This is a genomic window from Streptomyces sp. NPDC027962, from assembly GCF_055566095.1.
On the sequence record NZ_JBVHTA010000055.1, the window covers coordinates 35,835 to 52,895 of the forward strand.

General features: G+C 70.4%; 21 protein-coding genes and 4 pseudogenes. 10 read left to right on the forward strand and 15 right to left on the reverse strand.

Features of this window, described 5'->3' with window-relative positions; all coding sequences use genetic code 11:
• Positions 1-358 precede the first annotated feature (358 nt).
• The 4 genes and pseudogenes from ACZ4SA_RS33420 to ACZ4SA_RS33435 all read right to left on the reverse strand — a co-directional run.
• Positions 359-1,018, reverse strand: coding sequence for a class I SAM-dependent methyltransferase (locus tag ACZ4SA_RS33420; protein WP_468281663.1), 660 nt, complete (start codon positions 1,016-1,018; stop codon positions 359-361).
• Positions 1,019-1,206: 188 nt separating this feature from the next.
• Positions 1,207-1,563: a hypothetical protein gene (locus ACZ4SA_RS33425; protein WP_468281664.1), complete on the reverse strand. Its 357-nt coding sequence runs from the start codon at positions 1,561-1,563 to the stop codon at positions 1,207-1,209.
• Between the two features lie 250 nt (positions 1,564-1,813).
• Positions 1,814-2,098: a recombinase family protein gene (locus tag ACZ4SA_RS33430; protein ID WP_468281682.1), complete on the reverse strand. Its 285-nt coding sequence runs from the start codon at positions 2,096-2,098 to the stop codon at positions 1,814-1,816.
• Positions 2,099-2,104: 6 nt separating this feature from the next.
• Positions 2,105-2,158: pseudogene (locus ACZ4SA_RS33435) on the reverse strand (hypothetical protein); the annotation flags it as partial.
• A 285-nt stretch (positions 2,159-2,443) separates the two neighbouring features.
• Between ACZ4SA_RS33435 and ACZ4SA_RS33440 the strand changes: the two are divergent.
• Positions 2,444-2,607: pseudogene (locus ACZ4SA_RS33440) on the forward strand (transposase family protein); the annotation flags it as partial.
• Positions 2,608-2,625: 18 nt separating this feature from the next.
• Here the strand turns inward: ACZ4SA_RS33440 and ACZ4SA_RS33445 are convergent.
• The 3 genes and pseudogenes from ACZ4SA_RS33445 to ACZ4SA_RS33455 form a co-directional block, all read right to left on the reverse strand.
• On the reverse strand, positions 2,626-2,916 hold the full coding sequence (locus ACZ4SA_RS33445) for a hypothetical protein (protein ID WP_468281665.1): 291 nt from the start codon (positions 2,914-2,916) through the stop codon (positions 2,626-2,628).
• Positions 2,917-3,169: 253 nt separating this feature from the next.
• Complete coding sequence (locus tag ACZ4SA_RS33450) at positions 3,170-3,472, reverse strand: DUF6892 domain-containing protein (protein WP_468281683.1); 303 nt, start codon at positions 3,470-3,472, stop codon at positions 3,170-3,172.
• Between the two features lie 27 nt (positions 3,473-3,499).
• Positions 3,500-3,640: pseudogene (locus ACZ4SA_RS33455) on the reverse strand (IS1380 family transposase); the annotation flags it as partial.
• Between the two features lie 24 nt (positions 3,641-3,664).
• Here ACZ4SA_RS33455 and ACZ4SA_RS33460 point away from each other — a divergent pair.
• Positions 3,665-4,312, forward strand: a complete 648-nt coding sequence (locus tag ACZ4SA_RS33460) for a hypothetical protein (protein WP_468281666.1) — start codon at positions 3,665-3,667, stop codon at positions 4,310-4,312.
• A gap of 253 nt (positions 4,313-4,565) precedes the next feature.
• Here ACZ4SA_RS33460 and ACZ4SA_RS33465 read toward each other — a convergent pair whose 3' ends face one another.
• On the reverse strand, positions 4,566-4,694 hold the full coding sequence (locus ACZ4SA_RS33465; RefSeq protein WP_468281667.1) for a hypothetical protein: 129 nt from the start codon (positions 4,692-4,694) through the stop codon (positions 4,566-4,568).
• 154 nt (positions 4,695-4,848) lie between these two features.
• On the opposite strand from ACZ4SA_RS33465, the gene ACZ4SA_RS33470 reads away from it, so the two are divergent.
• The 3 genes from ACZ4SA_RS33470 to ACZ4SA_RS33480 all read left to right on the forward strand — a co-directional run bounded on the left by ACZ4SA_RS33470 (position 4,849) and on the right by ACZ4SA_RS33480 (position 6,205).
• Complete coding sequence (locus ACZ4SA_RS33470; RefSeq protein ID WP_468281668.1) at positions 4,849-5,529, forward strand: hypothetical protein; 681 nt, start codon at positions 4,849-4,851, stop codon at positions 5,527-5,529.
• Positions 5,530-5,696: 167 nt separating this feature from the next.
• The gene (locus tag ACZ4SA_RS33475; protein ID WP_468281669.1) at positions 5,697-5,963 is read left to right on the forward strand and encodes a hypothetical protein; all 267 of its coding nucleotides are present in this window, start codon (positions 5,697-5,699) and stop codon (positions 5,961-5,963) included.
• Entirely contained in the window at positions 5,960-6,205 is a 246-nt protein-coding gene (locus tag ACZ4SA_RS33480; protein ID WP_468281670.1) for a hypothetical protein, read from the forward strand. The genes ACZ4SA_RS33475 and ACZ4SA_RS33480 overlap by 4 nt, the downstream gene beginning before the upstream one ends.
• Before the next feature lie 157 nt (positions 6,206-6,362).
• On the opposite strand, the gene ACZ4SA_RS33485 is transcribed toward ACZ4SA_RS33480, so the two are convergent.
• From ACZ4SA_RS33485 to ACZ4SA_RS33500, 4 genes are all read right to left on the reverse strand, one after another.
• Positions 6,363-7,361 (reverse strand): AraC family transcriptional regulator, encoded by a 999-nt coding sequence (locus tag ACZ4SA_RS33485; protein WP_468281671.1) that lies wholly within the window; start codon positions 7,359-7,361, stop codon positions 6,363-6,365.
• Between the two features lie 103 nt (positions 7,362-7,464).
• On the reverse strand, positions 7,465-7,953 hold the full coding sequence (locus ACZ4SA_RS33490; protein WP_468281672.1) for an anthrone oxygenase family protein: 489 nt from the start codon (positions 7,951-7,953) through the stop codon (positions 7,465-7,467).
• Between the two features lie 59 nt (positions 7,954-8,012).
• Positions 8,013-8,663 carry a hemerythrin domain-containing protein gene (locus ACZ4SA_RS33495; RefSeq protein ID WP_468281673.1) on the reverse strand — a complete coding sequence of 217 codons (651 nt, stop codon included), beginning with the start codon at positions 8,661-8,663 and terminating at the stop codon, positions 8,013-8,015.
• A gap of 102 nt (positions 8,664-8,765) precedes the next feature.
• Entirely contained in the window at positions 8,766-9,605 is an 840-nt protein-coding gene (locus tag ACZ4SA_RS33500; protein ID WP_468281674.1) for an NmrA family NAD(P)-binding protein, read from the reverse strand.
• 539 nt (positions 9,606-10,144) lie between these two features.
• Between ACZ4SA_RS33500 and ACZ4SA_RS33505 the strand changes: the two genes are divergently transcribed.
• Both ACZ4SA_RS33505 and ACZ4SA_RS33510 read left to right on the forward strand, forming a co-directional pair.
• Positions 10,145-10,408: a CopG family transcriptional regulator gene (locus ACZ4SA_RS33505; protein WP_307711068.1), complete on the forward strand. Its 264-nt coding sequence runs from the start codon at positions 10,145-10,147 to the stop codon at positions 10,406-10,408.
• Entirely contained in the window at positions 10,405-10,818 is a 414-nt protein-coding gene (locus ACZ4SA_RS33510) for a PIN domain-containing protein (protein ID WP_468281675.1), read from the forward strand. Before ACZ4SA_RS33505 ends, ACZ4SA_RS33510 begins: the two co-directional genes overlap by 4 nt.
• 65 nt (positions 10,819-10,883) lie before the next feature.
• Here the strand turns inward: ACZ4SA_RS33510 and ACZ4SA_RS33515 are convergent, their stop codons facing one another.
• Together ACZ4SA_RS33515 and ACZ4SA_RS33520 are read right to left on the reverse strand one after the other, a co-directional pair.
• Positions 10,884-14,282 carry a HelD family protein gene (locus tag ACZ4SA_RS33515; protein ID WP_468281676.1) on the reverse strand — a complete coding sequence of 1,133 codons (3,399 nt, stop codon included), beginning with the start codon at positions 14,280-14,282 and terminating at the stop codon, positions 10,884-10,886.
• A gap of 439 nt (positions 14,283-14,721) precedes the next feature.
• A pseudogene (locus ACZ4SA_RS33520) lies at positions 14,722-14,906 on the reverse strand (zinc ribbon domain-containing protein); the annotation flags it as partial.
• A gap of 233 nt (positions 14,907-15,139) precedes the next feature.
• Here ACZ4SA_RS33520 and ACZ4SA_RS33525 point away from each other — a divergent pair.
• The 3 genes from ACZ4SA_RS33525 to ACZ4SA_RS33535 all read left to right on the forward strand — a co-directional run bounded on the left by ACZ4SA_RS33525 (position 15,140) and on the right by ACZ4SA_RS33535 (position 16,730).
• Positions 15,140-15,439 (forward strand): hypothetical protein, encoded by a 300-nt coding sequence (locus tag ACZ4SA_RS33525; RefSeq protein WP_468281677.1) that lies wholly within the window; start codon positions 15,140-15,142, stop codon positions 15,437-15,439.
• A 254-nt stretch (positions 15,440-15,693) separates the two neighbouring features.
• A complete protein-coding gene (locus ACZ4SA_RS33530) occupies positions 15,694-16,059 on the forward strand; it encodes a hypothetical protein (protein WP_468281678.1) in 366 nt (121 codons plus the stop codon).
• Positions 16,056-16,730, forward strand: coding sequence for a nucleotidyl transferase AbiEii/AbiGii toxin family protein (locus ACZ4SA_RS33535; protein WP_468281679.1), 675 nt, complete (start codon positions 16,056-16,058; stop codon positions 16,728-16,730). Before ACZ4SA_RS33530 ends, ACZ4SA_RS33535 begins: the two co-directional genes overlap by 4 nt.
• Before the next feature lie 78 nt (positions 16,731-16,808).
• On the opposite strand, the gene ACZ4SA_RS33540 is transcribed toward ACZ4SA_RS33535, so the two are convergent.
• The coding region (locus ACZ4SA_RS33540; protein ID WP_468281680.1) for an adenosylhomocysteinase at positions 16,809-17,061 on the reverse strand (253 nt) is incomplete at its 5' end.

The following is a 17,061-nucleotide window of genomic DNA, read 5'->3' on the forward strand; positions in this document are numbered from 1 at the left end:
GATCTTCCGGCGGGCCGGCGCCCGCGTTTCGTGTTCGGGGGCGCCGCCGAGGGACGGGGCGATCTCCAAAGACTTGCATCCATGCAACTTGCATAGATGCAAGTCTTTACCCGGATCGGTGACCCACGTTGTCCTGGCACGGTTCAAGTGATTGAGCCCCCGGTAACGAGCCATGCCCCACTATGGGGTCATCTCGACAGGGTGGCCCGCACCTTCCCCCCATTGATGAAGGACGCCTCTTCCGGCATGACCACGCTCACCGCGTCTTCCCGGAATGCAGCATCACTGAGGAGCTTGCGGAGAAACTCGACCATCCCGAAGGGATGCACCCTTCCATGGCACTCCACAGGGAATCCGTTCAGGCCCGGGCGCGGACGATGAGCGTGCCGACCTTACGCGGGCCAGGTGGCGCGGGCAGGACGCTCGCCACGGGCGATGGGAATCCGTGCTCGCAGAGGACCTCCGCCCAGCGTTCGGGCTCGTAGTCCCAGCGCTTCACGACGAGCGGGTCCTCGTCCTCAGAGCGATTGATGTACGAGGCCTGACAGCCGTAGCAACCTTCGACGGCCGGACGCTGCGAGAAGGCGAACACGCCGCCGGGCTTGAGCCGCTTCCGGACGGCCGGCAGTAGATCCTCGGGGGCGGTGAACCAGACCGCGCCGAACACCGAGTAGACGGCGTCGAAGTGCTCGCCGGTCTCCTCGAGGAACCGGACGGCGTCCGTGCGGTGCAGCACCAGGTCGGCATCGGCCCATCGCACCTCGGCGGTCTTCAGCTGGGCGAGGGACACGTCGACACCGACCGCCTGTCCACCGAGCGCGGCAACGTGGGCGAGGTTGCCGCCCTTGCCGCAGCCAAGGTCCAAGACGCTCGCACCCGGGCCGATGCCGAGGATCTCGGCGCCGGGCCCGTGGTCGGGGTACTGGGTCCAGTTGAACCAGGTGGTCTCACCGGCGGCGTTCGTCGGTCGCCGATCAGGCTTCTGCTTCGAGTACATGTCCCACGCGGTGTTCGTCACCTGCTGCTCCGTTCGCGGGGCCGGCCGCCCGGGGCGTACCGGGCGGCCGACAGACCGCTGATTGCGCTACTTCTTGCCGCCGTTCGGGCTGTCGGTGCACCCGGCGTGGCACTGGGAGCACGTCCCCATCTTGGCGGCTTCGGGCCATAGATCGTGGTCGATCGCGTAACCCGCCTCGGTGATGGCGGTCAGGGTGCGCACGCGCGCTGCCGCGCCATCGCCGGGGGCCTGGTCGCCATCGTCGGTGGGGACATGGTGGATGAACCGGCCGGCGACCTGCTCGCAGAAGAGGCGTAGTCGACGGTGTGCAGGATGAACGTGCGCCAGCCGATGTCGACGAGCTCGCTCGGTGCGAGTTCGCTGCCGGGGCACTGGCCGCTCGCGGCGAGGAACGCAGCGGCCTGGCTGACGATGCGCCGCGCGGTGGCGTGGTCGATGTCGGCATGGTCCTTGACGATGCGGGCGGTCAGTCGCTGCATCGTCCCGGCCGGGACGAGCGTGGCCGCGTCGGTGGTGCCCACGGGACGGTCTAACGCGATGGTCATCTTTCCTCCTGTGTGGACGGTGCCCCGGGGGGCTGGACCCGTCCGCGCCGGGTGACGGGGTTCACCGGCACGGGCGGGAGTCGGTGGGGTGCAGTGACAGCCGGTCGGCAGTCGGCGGCGTCGGCGTGTATGACGACGCGCACGTCGGGACCAGACATGCGGGGTACCCAATGGGCGCGCCCGCTGTCAGTTGCGCGGCGTCGGTGCAGACGTCATACCGGCGTCATACGGGGCGTCATTTCGGTGTCATTCAGGGTGCGTTGGAGCTATCGTGCTCACATGGCCACACCGAACAGTGTTCGGGCGTCCGCCGTGGTTGCCCTTCGACGGCGGCGGTGACCTGGCCCTCCAGGGTCTTCTCCCGGATGTAGTTGCGCTCGATCTGTGCCGCGGCTGCGACGACGGCGAAGAACATGGCGCCCATGCCGTTGGGGTCGTAGATCCCGGTGAGCGGGCCGGTGAGGAGTTCGAGCTGCATGCCGGCGCCCTGGAGCTGGCCGGAGAGGGTCATCAGCTCGGCGGCGTTGCGGGCCAGGCGCTTGAGCTCGCGCCCACGGGTGCGGCAGGGACTGCCCGCCGGGGCTTCACAGTTCGGACAGTCGTTTCATTCTACCGCGATTGCGGCTTGAGCAGGCGTCAGATCCACCCCGGCAGCCTGTCAGAACTGTCTCGCACAACGCCCCGGTTTTGAGAGGACTTCCGCGAATCGCGACCTGCGGAAACGTGATCGACTCCGGGCCTCTCGCAGAACTCTCGCAACTGGTCGTTTGTGAGAGTGACCGCGCGTGCGGCTCTGGCCCCCGTTTCTGGTCGGGGAGGATCACCAGGGTGAAGTGGGTGGTGTCGCGGCCATCTGTTCGAGCTTCGCAACGAGGAGCCGCGCGTCGGCGACCGCGTCGTGCGGGCCGCCGAGCGGCTGGTTTACTCCGCCAAGCACCGCCGGCACGGAGTGAACGTCCAAGTCGTCACCGACCCGCCGGAGATGTGCTGTGGATCTCGCCCGCGCTGCCGGGCCGCACCCACGACCTCAACAACTCGCGGTCGGCCACGACAGTCGCGCGGTTACGGCACCACGGGTGTTCGTGCGCCGTTGAGGAACGCGCTGAGCCCGGTGTCGAAGTGCATGAAGGAGGGGACGAACAGGACTGTCTCGTCAGGGGCGACGTACACCTTGCCGCCTCCGCGGGCGGGGTGGACGACGCAGACTCCTGCACCGTCTGCCAGCTCGATGACGTTCGGCTCCGTGGTGGGCGTGATCGTGCCGAGAAACGCTTTGCCGACCTCGGCCAGTTTCTCGTTGTCGGTCCTCGTCGCACCGTTGCGAGTGCGTGCCGGACTGGGGTCCTCTATCACGCGCGGGACAGGGGGCCGGACAGGGGCGACGCTCGGGCTGAGGTGCACGACCTTGCAAGAGCACTTGTGCCCCGGCTGAGCACGCGGGCTGTCTGGTCCCTGCCGCGGGAAACAGGCGGGATCGTTGCTGTGGACGTGCACCTGCCCGGTACACGGGCCGCCCAGGGCCGGCTGGCCGCACATGATGTCCTGTCCGCAGTGAATACACCGCATGGTTCCACTTTGCTCTTCCGTCGGCTCCATGGGCTGCTCCTCAGCTCGCTGTGATACCGCGGGCGGCAAGGAGCCCCCGCCTGTCCTGCTTGCGGGCCAGGGTGCCGTCGTCCACCGCAGTGACCCATCTGAGGTTGGGGAGCAGTGCGAGGTCGTCCAGTGAGTGGACGTCGAAGAGGTCGTCCTCGCCGCCCCAGGCCGGCGCGCAGTGATAGTAGATGTCCAGGCCGGCGTCGAAGCACAGACCCTCGATGCCGGCCAGCAGTTCGTCGCTGATCTCCAGCTCCTCGAAGTAGGTGCGTGACTCGTCGAGGATGTCCTCGTCGAGCTCATTCTCGAGCAACTGCGGCGAGCCAATGACCGAGGGCCTTTCGAGTGCGGCGATCGGAGCGTCTGCCGTGTTGGTGGCGAAGCAGGTAAGCCGCAGACCGTCGGCGTCGGTGATCCGCAACTGGGCGCCGGGGTGTGGCCGTCCCTTCCGCACGATCAGCCCCCGCATCCCTTCAGGCCAGTAGGCCGCCCGTAGCCTCTGGCCATGCAGACAACTCTGATGATCTACGACGGCACCGCACCGGCCGACTCCGACGTCCCGCGTACCGGGGGCGTGCCGCTGGCTCCTGCAGGATTCACCTGGCCCATGTGCGGCTCCTGCTGCGGAGGGCCGCTGCAGTTCTTCGCCCATCTCCCCTTCGAGGACGGCGTCCTGTCGGTATTCGTGTGCCAGAACGACCCCGGCGCATGCGAATTCTGGGACGCGACTTCCGGCGCGAACCGGGTCTACCTGTTTCCCCGGGAGGGACTGCATCCGGTAGCCGTGCCCGAGACGGGCGTGACGCTACTGCCCGCCACCTCGGCCATCCGCAACCACGTCGTGACGCTCGACCCCGAAGAGAACGACGACCGGCTCACGCCTGACGCATACGACCTTGCCCGTTCGGGATGGAAGCGGGAACCCGGAGAACGATTCGGGAAGCAACGCGAAGTGCTCGGGTCGCTCGGAGGCAGCGCCTCCTACCTTGAGGACGACCGACTGCCCGCATGCCCCTCCTGCACCGGCCCGATGGAATTCGCGGCACATCTAGAGGAAGGGATCTCCGCGCAGACCGCGATGACCCTCGGCGGCCAGCTGGGCTACGTCTTCATCTGCCGCGCTTGCCGCGAAGGTGCCTTCCTCACAGACTGAGCACACCGCACCGCAGCCGACGCTCCGTCAGCCGCCTACCAGGGCCGACGGAGGCTTGCGGGCTGCCCCGCGATTGATCTTGACCGTCTGGGACATGCGGAAGGCCGCGCGAGTTGTCTGGTGTGTGAAGACCAAACGGGCCCGGGCGGCCATGTCCCAACATGCCTTCTGTGGCCTCGCGCGCGAGCATCTGGGTGCCATGATCGAGGAACTCGCTCCGCAAATGGGATGCGCGTTGTGAATCCAGGCGCCGTCAGCGGCATGAGGGTGGTTCCAGCAGATCCTCGATCTGCGCGGCGAACGCACCGAACGGGACGAGGACCTTGACGCCGCCCGCGCTACGAACCGCGAACTGACGGCTCACGTCAACCGCTGACGCCATCGCCATTACCCCACCAGGTCAGGGCGGCGGCTTTGATCGCCAGATGCGCCGTGTTGTCCGCAACATCGGGGCGCTCGCGAGGGGCGGCGGCGGGCGGGGAACGGTGCTGAGCCCCGGGCACGGCCCGCCGGGCGGGGGAGCTTACGCTCCTCTTATGCGATTCCCCAGAATTCTGACCGGCGTGGCCGCGGCGACCCTGCTCAGCGCGGGCTGCGGCGCTTCGGAAACCGCCCAGGGCGGCAGCACGGACGACGCGGCGAAGGCCCTTCCGGTCGCCATCACCGGCCCTCAGCCGGACGTGTACATGCGTGGCGGCGACAAGCTCCGGGTCACCCCGGCCCCCGATCTCAGCACTCCCTTCGTGAAGAAGGTGGAGCACGCGCTGCGCGAGAACGTGCTCAGCGCCGCCAAGGTCGTCGGTGAGACCAGCGCCACATGCCCCGCCGGCGTGACCCAGAAAGCCGGCGCCGTCAGCCAGTGCGTGGTGACGTACGCGGGGGCCGAGATCCCCTACGACGTCAAGATCAGCGACAGCTACACCGAGGGCAGCAGCATCATTTCGTACACCAAGGAGCCCAAGAAGGCTCTCCTGGTCGACAAGCTCGTCTACCAGATGATCTACGAGAGGTACGGCGCCGAGTCCGGGCGTACCGACGCGAGCAAGGTCGCCTGCGACAAACTCCCCGCCGCGAAGGCATTCGACTACGGGGCCGACACCGGCTTCACGTGCCAGTACTGGAGCGAGCACGCCAAGAACGGCGAGCCGGGCTACCGGACCGTGCAGATCAAGATCGGCAGCAAGGGCTACAGCTACAACTTCGAGGAAGTGGAGTAACGGCTGCCAGAGCCCAGACCGAGGCCCGTGCCTGTCGACGACAGCTCTGCGCCCGGGAAGCCGCCGACCTCCCGAGCATGCCTGTTCCCGCAGCACGGTGAGGATGCGCCGCAAGTCGTCGAGGTCGCGGTAGTCGCGGGTGCAGACGCACGCCCGGGTGAAGTCCTTTGGGCTTCATCGGCGGCACGCCCTCCTTCGCCGCCGGCGAGGCCAGCAAGCACCTCGAGAAGGGTTCACTCCTGAGCGACGTAAACGGGAAACACCACCGCCCCACGTTCATCAACACGATCGGCAAGTTCGGGGGGAAGATATTCGGCGCGCCGGTCGCCGTGGTGGCGACGGGAATCGACTTCTACTACACCCCGTCGAAGAAGGAGTCGGGCGATACCTATGTGGAGGCCCCAGCGGCACCGGGGAGGGTGAGGTACCGATGAGGCACTCCGCGAGCCCGCCACCGCCCGGTCGGCGCCGCCCGAGTGTGTGGCACTGGCTGAGACCCCGGACCTCACGGGCGTTCGTACTCGGCATCTGCATGGCCGTCGGCGGGCTCACCGGCGGGGTGCGCGCTGCGGTGGACGGAAAGGGGATCTGGACGGCCCTTGGCATCTTCGGCGTGGGGGTACTCGGGGTTGCTCTCGCCGTGTCGTGGATCGTGACGTACGCACGGGAGCGCTGAGGAGACGGCTCGGGCACCTACCGCAGCGGCCCCGGCTTGGACGCCGGGGGCCGGGCCGTGCCGTGGTGGGAGGGGTGGCGGCGCTTCTGCCGCTGACTGGCCGGAGCGACGTGCTCCAGCGCCCGTGGGGGCGCGGCACCGTCGGCGGCGTGCCGGGTCAGGTTGATGTGGTGAGGACGATGGTCTGGGCCGGGGTGCCCGCGGGGAGTTCCTGTTCGGTTGCGCGGGTGGTGCGGTATTCCTGGGGGCTCATGCCCCGTACGCGTTTGAACGCGGCGCTCAGGGCGAACGCGCTGCTGTAGCCGACGCGGCGGGCGACGGTGGCGACCGTGGCGTCCGGTTCGCGCAGCAGGTCGGCGGCGAGGGTGAGCCGCCAGGTGGCCAGGTAGGACATGGGCGGCTCCCCCACCACGGCGGTGAAGCGGCGGGCCAGGCCCGCGCGGGAGACGCCGACCTTGCGGGCGAGCAGTTCCACCGTCCAGGCCTGGCCCGGGTTGTCGTGGAGCAGGCGCAGGGCGGGGCCGACGGTGGCGTCGGACTGGGCCCGGTACCAGGCGGGGGCGCCGGCGCCGGGTTCGGCGAGCCAGGTGCGCAGCACGCTGACGAACAGCAGGTCCAGCAGGCGGTCGAGGACGAGTTCCTGGCCCGGTTCGTCGCGGCCTATCTCCTCGGCGAGCAGGGAGACGAGTGCGTTGTCCTCGGCGCCGGCGGGGCGTACGAGGAGGGCGGGCAGGGCGTTGAGCAGGCGGCGGCCGATTTCGCTGGGTGCCTGGTAGGTGCCGCTGAGCATCACGGAGGAGCCCTGGCCCAGTTCGTCGCCCCAGGTGCGCACGCCGAGCGCCATGGTGTCGGTGACGTCCTCGCCTTCGGTGGTGTTGCAGCGCTGTTCGGGGCCGACGACGATCTGCACTCCGGTGTCCTGTGCGTCGGCGATGGTGTACGGGTCGGGGCCGCGCAGGACGGCGACGTCGCCGGGCCGCAGCAGTGCGGGGGTGGAGCGGTCGGGCAGGACCCAGGCGTCGCCGCGGACCATGGTGACCAGGGAGATGGGGGCGCGGTCTTCGACGCGCAGTGCCCACGGCGGGCTGAAGACCGACTTGATCAGGAACGCGCCGCGTGCCTTGGGGCCTTCGAGCAGGCCGGTGAGTGCATCCACGGGTCGGTACCTCTTCGCTGGAGGCTGGGGGACGGGTGCGCCCGCCCTGCCGTGCGGGGGACGTCCGGCAGGACGGGCGCAGTTTCGGGGGCGCGGGGCGCCTTCAGTGGCGCAGTGTCGACAGTGCCCGGCCGAGGCAGAGCAGGGCGGCGGTGCAGGCCAGGGTGCGGGCCGCGTTGGAGGGGACCCAGGTTTTCCTGAACGTCCGGCGCAGGTCGGCGAGTTCGCCGGCGGCCTGGGGCAGGCCGGCTGCGGCGAGGCGCTTGTTGAGGGGGACGTTGATCCGCAGGGTGAGGATCACGGCGGCGGTGTAGAGGGCGAGCGCGGCCCAGGTCCAGCGGGCGGCGGTGCGCTGCCCGATGCGGGTCAGGCGGCTGCCGGCGACGCCGGTGGCGAGGAAGGCGCCGAAGAAGACGAGTCCGAACAGGCCGTTCTCGATGGCCTCGTTGATGTTCTGCATGGCGGCGACGTAGGTGTGGTCGTCGCCGCGGTCGAGTCCGGGCAGGACGGAGACGTCGAAGGAGAAGTAGAGGCCGGCGCTCAGGCCCATGGCGATGGTGGCGGCGTAGAGCGCGGGCTGGGCCGTGGACATCCGGGCTTCCTTCCGGCGGGTGCGCGTGGGACGTGTGTGGGCGCGGGGGTGGGTGGTCGTCAGCGGGGGTCGAGGACGGCGGCGAGGCCGCGTTCGTAGCGGCGGCGCAGGACGGTGCGGCCGAGCAGCCGTACGGGCGGCGGCATGGTGGCGGCGACGAGCTGCACGGAGTGCCGGTCGGCGCCGTCGAACATCCACGGTGGCAGGTAGGTCAGGACGCCGCCTGGTGCGGTGCGCACCAGGCGTTGTTCCAGGGCGAGGTAGTCGCGGGCGGCGAGTTGGGCGAAGACGGGGAAGACGATCTTCTCCTCGTCCGCGAGGTGGTGGTGCAGGACCTCGCCGAAGTGGGCTGCGGCGCCGGGCAGTGCGGTCAGGCCGGCCGGGGTGGACAGGGCGGTGGTGACCTGGTCCATCGCCCGGTCCAGTTCGGTGTGGTCGCCGGCGATCTCGTCGGCCTGCGGCCGGAACTTTGGGTGTCGGCGCAGCAGTTCGGGCCACAGGAAGTCGTCCTCGCTGCGGTGGTGCCAGTCGATGACGTCGCGCAGCCGGCGCCACCACTGGGCGGCGGGGTCGAGGCCGCGGGCGGTGAGGCGGGGGGCCGCGGCGCCCAGCCTGCGGGCGTCGCGGCGCATGGCGATGTGCATCAGGGCGAAGCCGTGGAAGTGGCCGGGCAGGGTGTCGAGGCGTTCGCTCGACATGGGGTTGCTCATGGCCGCCTCCTGGTCGGTGGGTGGTGCGGGCTGGTCCGGTGCCGCGGACGCGGGTGCGTCCGTCCAGTCCGCGTCCGCGGCACCGGCGCTCAGGGGGTGGGCTCAGACGTTCCAGACGCCGCGGGCGGCGGCTTCCCGGGCGTAGTCGGCGAAGTCCTTCGGCTTGCGGCCGAGGGCTTCTTCGACGCCGTGGACCAGGTGGGCGTTGCGCCCGTCGAGGACGTTCTCGAACAGCTCGGCGAAGTCGGCCGGCAGGCCGTGCTCGACCAGGGCGGCCCGGTATTCGTCCTTGGTGATCGGGATGTACTGGATCTGGCGGCCGGTGGCCTTGGTCAGCTCGTCGGCGATGTCGCGGAAGCTCAGCAGGCGCGGGCCGGAGAGCTCGTAGGTCTTGCCGATGTGCTTGGGGTCGGTGAGGGCGGCGACGACGACGTCGGCGATGTCGTCGGCGTCGACGAAGGCCTCCACCGCGTCGCCGGTCGGCAGGGCGATCTCGCCGGCCAGGACGGGCTCGAGGAAGAAGCTCTCGTCGAAGTTCTGGTTGAAGAAGCTGGAGCGCACGATCGTCCAGTCGGCGCCGGACTCCTTGAGCTTGTTCTCGCCGATCACGGCGCCTTCCTCGCCGCGGCCGGAGAGCAGCACGAGGCGGGTGGCGCCCTTGGCGACGGCGAGCTTGGAGAAGGCGGCGATGTGCTCGTCGGCGCCGGGGAAGGCGAGGTCGGGGTAGTAGGTGACGTAGACGGCGCCGACGCCATCGAGCGCGGCGTCCCATGTGGAGGAGTCCTCCCACACGAACCGCGGCTCGCCGGAGCGTGATCCGATGCGCACCGGAAGGCCCTGTGCGGTGAGCCGCTCGGCGACCCTGCGGCCGGTCTTGCCGGTGCCGCCGATCACCAGCGTCGTCTTGGTTCCGGTCGTCTGCGTGTTCTGTGTGTTCGTCATGTGATGAGTCAACTCCAGTGCGGTGAGACGAGCCATAGCCGAAGCGCTCAACTCCATAAGCGTGCGTCTCAGGAGGAGCGGGGCGCGGTGCGAACCCCGGTCAGGTTAGGCATCGGGCTCTGTCCGGGGCCACCGTGCGGGGCCCGTTCTCGAGCGTGCCGAGGCGGGGTCTCGAGGGCGGGGCGGGGCCGCCCGGCCGTCCCGGGGCAGGCGTGGCGGGGCGCGACGACGGGCCCGCACTTCGGTGCCCGGCGCCTTCCGCACCTCTGTCGCCCAACTCACCCAGTTCGCTCGGCAGTTCTTCCGTGGCTATCCGTACACCAACCCTGGATTCGCCCTGCCGGCCGCGGAGGTCGGCGTCCGACTCACGGTCGGCCGCACAGGCGGCAGTGCCGGGGCAACGCCCCTCGCCGAGCCCCAGCACTGCCCTGCAGTACGAACTGCCCGGCACCCGTCCCCGGCCGGCCGGACCGCCGCCCGTACCGCGACATTCGAGCACCACCCTCACAGGGGAGAGGATAAGAGGTAGGATCAGTAGCATGAGCGAGCCTACCGGCAAGTACTCGATCACCATGCCGCGCGACATCGCCGAAGCCGCCAAGGCCCGCGGCGGTCCTTCCGGCCTGTCCGCCTACGTGGCCTCAGCCGTCGCCCGCCAGATCGAGCGGGACAACCTGAACGAACTCATCCAGGTCGCCGAAGCCGAGCACGGCCCGGTCACGGACGAGGAGATCCAGGCGCTCCGCGACCAGCTCCAGCAGGCTCGCAGTGAGCAGAGGCAGGGCGGAGCGAACGCCGCGTGACCCGCTCCCCCGCCACCCCTGGCGGCACCCTGGTCCTCGACAGCGAAGGACTGGCCAAGGCTGTCCTGCGCGACCGCACAGTGACCGGCTGGCTCGCCTTGGCCCGCGCCGATGACCTGCGGGTCATCACGTCGGCGGCCACGCTCGTGGAAGTGGTCCATCCTCGGATCAACCGCCCGGCTCTGGAGTGGACGCTCTCCCGCCTTGTTGTGGAACCGGTCACCGAGTCGATCGCACGGCATGCAGCCACGCTCCTCGCCGACGCCGGTCTCCACGGCCACAAGTACGCCATCGACGCCATGCTCAGCGCCACCGCGCTGGCCGCACCCGGCCCCGTCACCGTCCTCACTTCCGATCACGAGGACCTCGCCACGCTGTGCGCCGGACGCGTCACCGTCGTCAAAGTCTGACTGCAACCGCCGAGAGGCTGCCGGCACACCGAGCCCGCGCTCTCCGCGTCCTCGCAGCTGGGAGGTCATGCCTGGCGGCGGCCGAGGGCGATCTCCGTTTCGTCGCCACCCCAGCTGTCTGGAGAGCGCCACAGGACGTGGACGCCGAAGATGTCGCGGACGGTGTCGGCCGACCAGTCCTCGGCGGGCGGTTCGCACAGGACCAGGTAGAGGCGGGCGGCGGGCGAGGGCAGGGTGTGGTTGATCTCGAGGAGGCGGGTGGCGCCCGAGCGGAGGTCCGTGTACGTGGAGCGGCCGGCGCCCAGGACCTCGTAGACGAACAGGCCGTCGCCCACGGTGCAGCTGACGTCGACGATCTCGGAGTCGGTGGGCTGGAGGTCGGCCCACAGCAGCTCCGACTTCAGCGCGTGGCGGACCGCCTCGTGCTTCTTGCAGGTGCGGTCGGCGGCCGCGAGGGCCTCCAAAGCGTGCAGGAAGCCCTCCTTCGCCGTCACGGCCGGTGCGGCGGAGGCTTCTTCAACAGTGGGCACGGGTTCGGCTTCCTTCTTTTCGGGCCGGTGCACAGCAGGGGTGGGAGTGTTCTCGTCGGCCGGGTCGATGGCCTCGGCCGCGAGGCGGTCTTGAAGGACTTCCCGGGCGTGGGTGAGGGCCTGGCCCCACCCGGAGTCCGCGAGCTGATGCTGCAGGCGGCCGGCGTCCAGGGTGTTGTCCTTGAGTGCGCGGTTGGTGGCGGCCGCGAGGTCGCGCAGTGCGCTCAGGCGGTGGCGGTCCGGGGCTCCGAGGACGCGCCGTACGTCGACCCAGTCGGCCTGGTCGCGGCGGAGGATGCGGTTGGCCATGCCCTGCAGTTCGGACAGGCGGCTCCGTGCGTCGCCGGGGATGTCTCCATCGCCGGTCGCCAGTTCGTCGAGGACACCGAGCGCCGACACGTAGCGTTCGGCCATCCTGGACGAGATGGGGCTGCGGCCGCGCTGGTCGGCGGTGAGCACGCTGTGGCCCGTCTCGTTGGCGAAAACCCAGCAGTCCAGTTCCTGGCCCGGGCGCGGCGGTGCGGAGCCGTGCCGGACGGTCAGGACCAGGGGGCGGTCGGTTTCGGGTGCGAGTGCCCTGACCTTGTAGCGGCCGCCGGGGCCGGGGCCGGTGACCCGGACCTTGATGTCGGATCCGATCTCGGGGACGTCGTCCGGGTCGGGGCCGGATTCCGTCTCGGTGGCGGGGACTTCGGGGGCGGCGTCCGTGTTCGTGAGGGTTTCCGGGAGCGGCGAGGTGTGCAGCACGGTCAGGCTTTGCGTGCTGCGGGTGAGGGCGATGTACAGCTGCCGCAGGCCTGCCGGTCCGCGGTCGGCGATGGTGGCGGGTTCGACGACCAGGACGTGGTCGTACTCCATGCCCTTGGCCTGGGCGGCGGCCAGGACGGAGACCGCCTCGCGGCGTGGGCCGGTGAGTCCGGCGGCCTGGTCGAGGCGGCTGCTGATCTCGTCGAGCCAGCCGGAGTCGTCGGGGACGATGACGGCCACGGAGCGCAGGGTGCGCCCGTCGCTGGTGCCGACCAGGCGCGTCACTTGGGTGACGGTGTCCTCGAGGAGTTTCCACGGCTCGGTCGCCAGAGTGCGTACGGCGTCCTCGCCGGCCTCGCGCACGGCCCGGGGGTAGGGCAGGCCGGGGGCGACCGCGCGGGCGAGGGGCGCGACGAAGTCCATGATCTCCGCCGGTACGCGGTAGCTGGTGTTCAACTCGGCCACGCGCCAGTCCCCGTGGTCCGACAGGAGGGTGCCGAGACGGTCCCAGCCGGTGGGAGTGTGCGGGCCGGTTGCCTGGGCGAGGTCGCCGAGGACCGTCATGGAACCACCGGCAGCGGTGCGGCGGCGCAGGGCGCGGGCCTGCATGGGTGTGAGGTCCTGTGCCTCGTCGACGACGATGTGCCCGTAGCGCCTGGTGGTCTCCCCGTCGATGAGGAACCGGAGCTCTTCGAGGCAGACGTGGTCGTCGAGTGTCCAGGGATCGGCATCGGCGGTGGCGGCCCGGGGCCGGTGCAGGGCCGCCTGCTCCTCTTCGTCGAGGATCCCGTCGGCGCAGGCGCGGAGCATGTCGGGCGAGTCGTAGAGGGTGCGCAGGGCCTCCCTGGCGCCGGGCGAAGGCCAGACGCGTTCGACGAGCCGTTCGACCCGGCGGTTGCGTTCCAGGTCACGGCGGATCGTGCCGCCCTGCCCGCGGCGTGGGGCGATGGTGGCGAGCTCCTGAAGGAGGCGGTCGACGAAGAGGCTGCGGAAGCGTTCGCGGCGTTCACGGTAGGCGCCGTCACCGCCTCGGGCCTGGTCCACGAGCGCGAGGACCTCGGGCCTCGGGACACGCAGCGTGGTGCTGCCGGCGGTGACGACGACGGCGGGCTCGTCGCCCTCGAAGGAGGGGGCGACGGTGAGGTCGTCGAGGGCTTCGGGGCGGCAGGCGTCCTCGACCCTGCGCTGCAGGACGGCCGCCATGCGTTCGTCCGACTTGACCAGCCGCGTCCGCTGGGTGTCGGTGCCGAGGATCTCACTGTCCCACAGCCGGGTCAGCTGGACGGCGTTGACGTCGCGGGTGCCGAGGGTGGGGAGCACCTGGCCGACATAGTCGAGGAAGCGCTGGTGGGGGCCGATGACGAGGATGTCCTGGGCTTTGAAGTGCTCGTTGTTGACGAGCCAGGTCACGCGGTGCAGACCCACCGCGGACTTACCGGTGCCCGGACCGCCCTGCACGACCAGGATGTCGGACGGCGCCCCGGTGACCAGGTCCATCTGGTCGTGGCGGATGGTCTCGACGATGTCCCGCATGCGGCCCCCGCGCGAGCGCTGGAGCTCGCGCAGAAGGAAGTCGTCCGGCTGGAGCGGCTTGCGGCTCCGGCGGCGGACCACGTCGCCGGGGGTGGGGGCCGGGCTCTGCTGCCTCTGCGAAGCCTCCGGCTCGGCTGCCGTCCGTGCCTCGTCTCCGGCAGCGTCGTCCGCGGCTGCTCGCGGCTCGGGTACGGAGGGGGTGCGGGCGACAGCCACGCGTGCGATCTCGTCGAAGTAGCTCTCGACGACCCGCTGTACGCAGCGCAGCTGCCGCCGCAGGACTACCTCTCCCGGCGCCTTCGGCGTCGCCTCGGTCCACGTCTTCGCCAGCGGGCTGGTCCACGGCAGGACCACCAGTTCCTTGTCCGAGTCGTGCACCACACGCCGGCCGATGTACCAGGGCCGGGGCTCACCACCGGGATCCTCCGGCGCGTCGACGCGTGCGAAGACCAGCGCCTCGTCACCGAGTCCGCCGTAGGCGGCGGCTCGCGCCTCCCCGTCCTTCCGGTTGGCGATGCCGTCCTTGCCGGTCGCCGACGCCGTCGCGGTCGACGTGCCGCTCATCTCGGCCAGCCGTGCGGTGTAGCAGTCGTAAGCGTGGTCCACCGCCTTCTGCTCTGTGGCAAGGACCTCGTCGTGCCTGGTGGTGCCCATGTGCATCCCTCCCTGCGGCGCCGTCGGCGCCGCTACGGGCCATGCGCCCGTACCCCGCGGAAACAACTATCAGAAACCGGACGGTGACGAACAGTCAGGGTTCAGTTCCCGGACCGTTCCTCCACCTCCGCGCGCCAGGGATGCAGGGTTGATCAAGTGACCGTCGTGCCTGAGGTCGGGGACGTGTGTCTCGGCGGACCGTTCGACAGGCTGCGCGTACGGACTCGCGGTATCAGTCGGCTCGAGGCTGATGTCTTGGGGCGCGGGACGCCTCGACACGAGAAGCTGTTGTCTCGTAATGGTTGATCAGATCGGTGGACGGGCATCACGCGAAGTTCGCGCTGCAGCACGCCGCGGTCCGCAGTTCGACCTCGGATGGACCGGCGGGGCCGAAGGGATCCCGACTCGACTTCGTCCCCCTCGTGAACGAGGGGGATTCCTACGGCTCGCGCCGTGGGATTTTCTGCTTCGCAGCCGACTGCCCGCCCGGAGTTCTCCGTTGAGGTCTTGCACCAGCTCCACAGAATGTCACAGCCGGCCCGGCGGCCAGGGTTCTTCGCCGCGTTCACGTCCCGGTCGTGGGGCCGTTCCGCAGCTGTCGCACGTCCGGATACGGACGGAAAGCTTCGGCCGCGGCACCACCCCCGGGGCGACGTCGCCGGCTACCCGGGGCCCGCTCCGGCCGTCGCCCGCCGCGCGCCCGTTCCGACAGTCCTGCTGGATCTGCTGGATCTGCTGTTCTCCAGGGCGTCGGTTGAACCGTCGGCCCCAGCCGCCCCTTGAGGAGGGTTCTTTGAACGCCTGCCCCGGCGACCGACACGGCACACCGCCCGACCCTCGACCGGCTCGCCGGCGACGTGGGCGCCCTGCTGGACGTCCTGAGCCTGACCAGGGCCGGCGCCGAGCAGCCGGCCGACCGCATCGACACCCGCTTCGCCGCTACCGCCGCCCGCACGGCGGCCAGTCGCTGTGCGCGTATGTGGTCGCCGACCGCGACGCGGTGTGCCGGCGTCCACAATCCGCACGGCCCTCGCCGCCCGCCTGCCCGCCTGCCCGCCTGCCCGCCTGCCCACACGATCCCCCGGCAGGTCCGCCACCTGGACCGTCTCCCGGTGACCGCCCACGGCAAACTCGACCGGGCGGCACTGCCGGGGTAGGCGTGCGGCGGGGCCGTACGGCTCCCGCGCGGGAGGGCTGACCGTACTACTCGGAGGGAGCAAGGTCCGGACCTCGCCGCTTGATGCTCTGCTGGCGGTGGCTGCCAGGACCGGAGCCACCGAGGAGCATGGACAGGGCTTCGTACGGGTCCCGCGCAGGGCCGGACCTGGTTGATGCGCCCGTCAGCGGGAACGGGATGCGCCAAGGGGCCGACAGGCACGCCCCGTACGTCCCAGCATGAATAATGTCGGGCATGGATCCGCAGCACTCCCGCTCGCCCGAACCCTCCGCCGCCGATGTGCTGCGTGCCCGGTACGCGGGCCGTCTGCCCAGCCGTCTGGACGAGCTGACCGGGCCGGTGCACGGGCAGGTCGAGCTCCCGCTGCACGTCGCCTGGTCCGGCCTGCGCGCGTACGATCTCGACCGGCCGCGCCAGCGGATGAGTCTCTACCGGACCGTCCTGGCCGAGGGCCAGCGCCGTGACCTCGTCACCTTCCTGGACCGGAACCTCCTCGTCGCCCAGTGGCCGGCGTTGCGCACCCTGGTCAGCAGGCACATCCGCGACGTGTGGGAAGACGCCTTCCCCGAGCTCGCCCACGAGGCGGCCGCCGCCGCGTGAACCTCAGCGAACTGCATCGCCGCCTCCTGTCCGACGTCCTCTCCATCGGCACCCCCTACCCGCTGGTCATCACCGGCGGATACGCCGTTCAGGCGCATGGGCTGGTCGACCGGCTCAGCCAGGACCTCGACGTCGCCACGGAAAGCCCCGCCCCCATGGCGGACATCGCCGAGCACCTCCGCCACGCCCTGACCGAACGGGGCTGGCATGTGACGGTCATCGGCGTGGACCCGCTGTCCGCACGCCTGCTGGCGGCCGACCCGGACAGCGGCGCAGACTGCGAGGTGGACGTCCTCAAGGAGAACCTGTGGGCCGCGCCGCTCACCACCGAGTACGGCCCGGTCCTCGCCCTCGAGGACGTCATCGGCACCAAGGTCCGCGCCCTGGCCGACCGTGGCGCGGTCCGCGACCTGATCGACGTCCACGCCGCCTCCGCCCACCACACGGCCACCGAGCTCGAGCGACTGGGCGAACGGCACGGCCGCGACGAGTTCCGCCGCCAGGACCTGCGCGACCGCCTCGCCGGCGCCGAGTGGTACGACGACGAGGAGTTCGCCTCCTACGGCCTGGCCGAGGAGCAGATCGCCGGGCTCAGGGCGTGGGCGCAGCAGTGGACGAGTGACCTCGATCAACGGCTCGGCGAGGACGAAGACCTCCCTCACGACGGCTGACGGCTGACGGCTGACCGGACAGGGGAGCTGCGCCCACCGCCGCGCGAGCGGACACCGCTCTCCCCGGTCCAGGAACGGTCAGTAGCGGTAGTGGTCGGGCTTGTACGGGCCGTCGACGTCGACGCCGATGTAGGAGGCCTGCTCCGGGCGCAGGGTGGTCAGCTTGACACCCAGGGCGTCCAGGTGGAGCCGGGCGACCTTCTCGTCGAGGTGCTTGGGCAGGACGTACACGTCGGTCGGGTAGTCCTGCGGCTTGGTGAACAGCTCGATCTGGGCCAGCGTCTGGTCCGCGAACGAGTTGGACATCACGAACGACGGGTGACCGGTCGCG

What these genes read in the sequence shown, in the direction of transcription:
- ACZ4SA_RS33425 (WP_468281664.1), bottom strand. Translation starts at nt 1,563, where the DNA reads ATGACCATCGCGTTAGACCGTCCCGTGGGCACCACCGACGCGGCCACG.
- ACZ4SA_RS33460 (WP_468281666.1), top strand. Translation starts at nt 3,665, where the DNA reads ATGCAGACAACTCTGATGATCTACGACGGCACCGCACCGGCCGACTCC.
- ACZ4SA_RS33465 (WP_468281667.1), bottom strand. Translation starts at nt 4,694, where the DNA reads ATGGCGTCAGCGGTTGACGTGAGCCGTCAGTTCGCGGTTCGTAGCGCG.
- ACZ4SA_RS33470 (WP_468281668.1), top strand. Translation starts at nt 4,849, where the DNA reads ATGCGATTCCCCAGAATTCTGACCGGCGTGGCCGCGGCGACCCTGCTC.
- ACZ4SA_RS33480 (WP_468281670.1), top strand. Translation starts at nt 5,960, where the DNA reads ATGAGGCACTCCGCGAGCCCGCCACCGCCCGGTCGGCGCCGCCCGAGT.
- ACZ4SA_RS33490 (WP_468281672.1), bottom strand. Translation starts at nt 7,953, where the DNA reads ATGTCCACGGCCCAGCCCGCGCTCTACGCCGCCACCATCGCCATGGGC.
- ACZ4SA_RS33495 (WP_468281673.1), bottom strand. Translation starts at nt 8,663, where the DNA reads ATGAGCAACCCCATGTCGAGCGAACGCCTCGACACCCTGCCCGGCCAC.
- ACZ4SA_RS33500 (WP_468281674.1), bottom strand. Translation starts at nt 9,605, where the DNA reads ATGACGAACACACAGAACACGCAGACGACCGGAACCAAGACGACGCTG.
- ACZ4SA_RS33505 (WP_307711068.1), top strand. Translation starts at nt 10,145, where the DNA reads ATGAGCGAGCCTACCGGCAAGTACTCGATCACCATGCCGCGCGACATC.
- ACZ4SA_RS33515 (WP_468281676.1), bottom strand. Translation starts at nt 14,282, where the DNA reads ATGGGCACCACCAGGCACGACGAGGTCCTTGCCACAGAGCAGAAGGCG.
- ACZ4SA_RS33530 (WP_468281678.1), top strand. Translation starts at nt 15,694, where the DNA reads ATGGATCCGCAGCACTCCCGCTCGCCCGAACCCTCCGCCGCCGATGTG.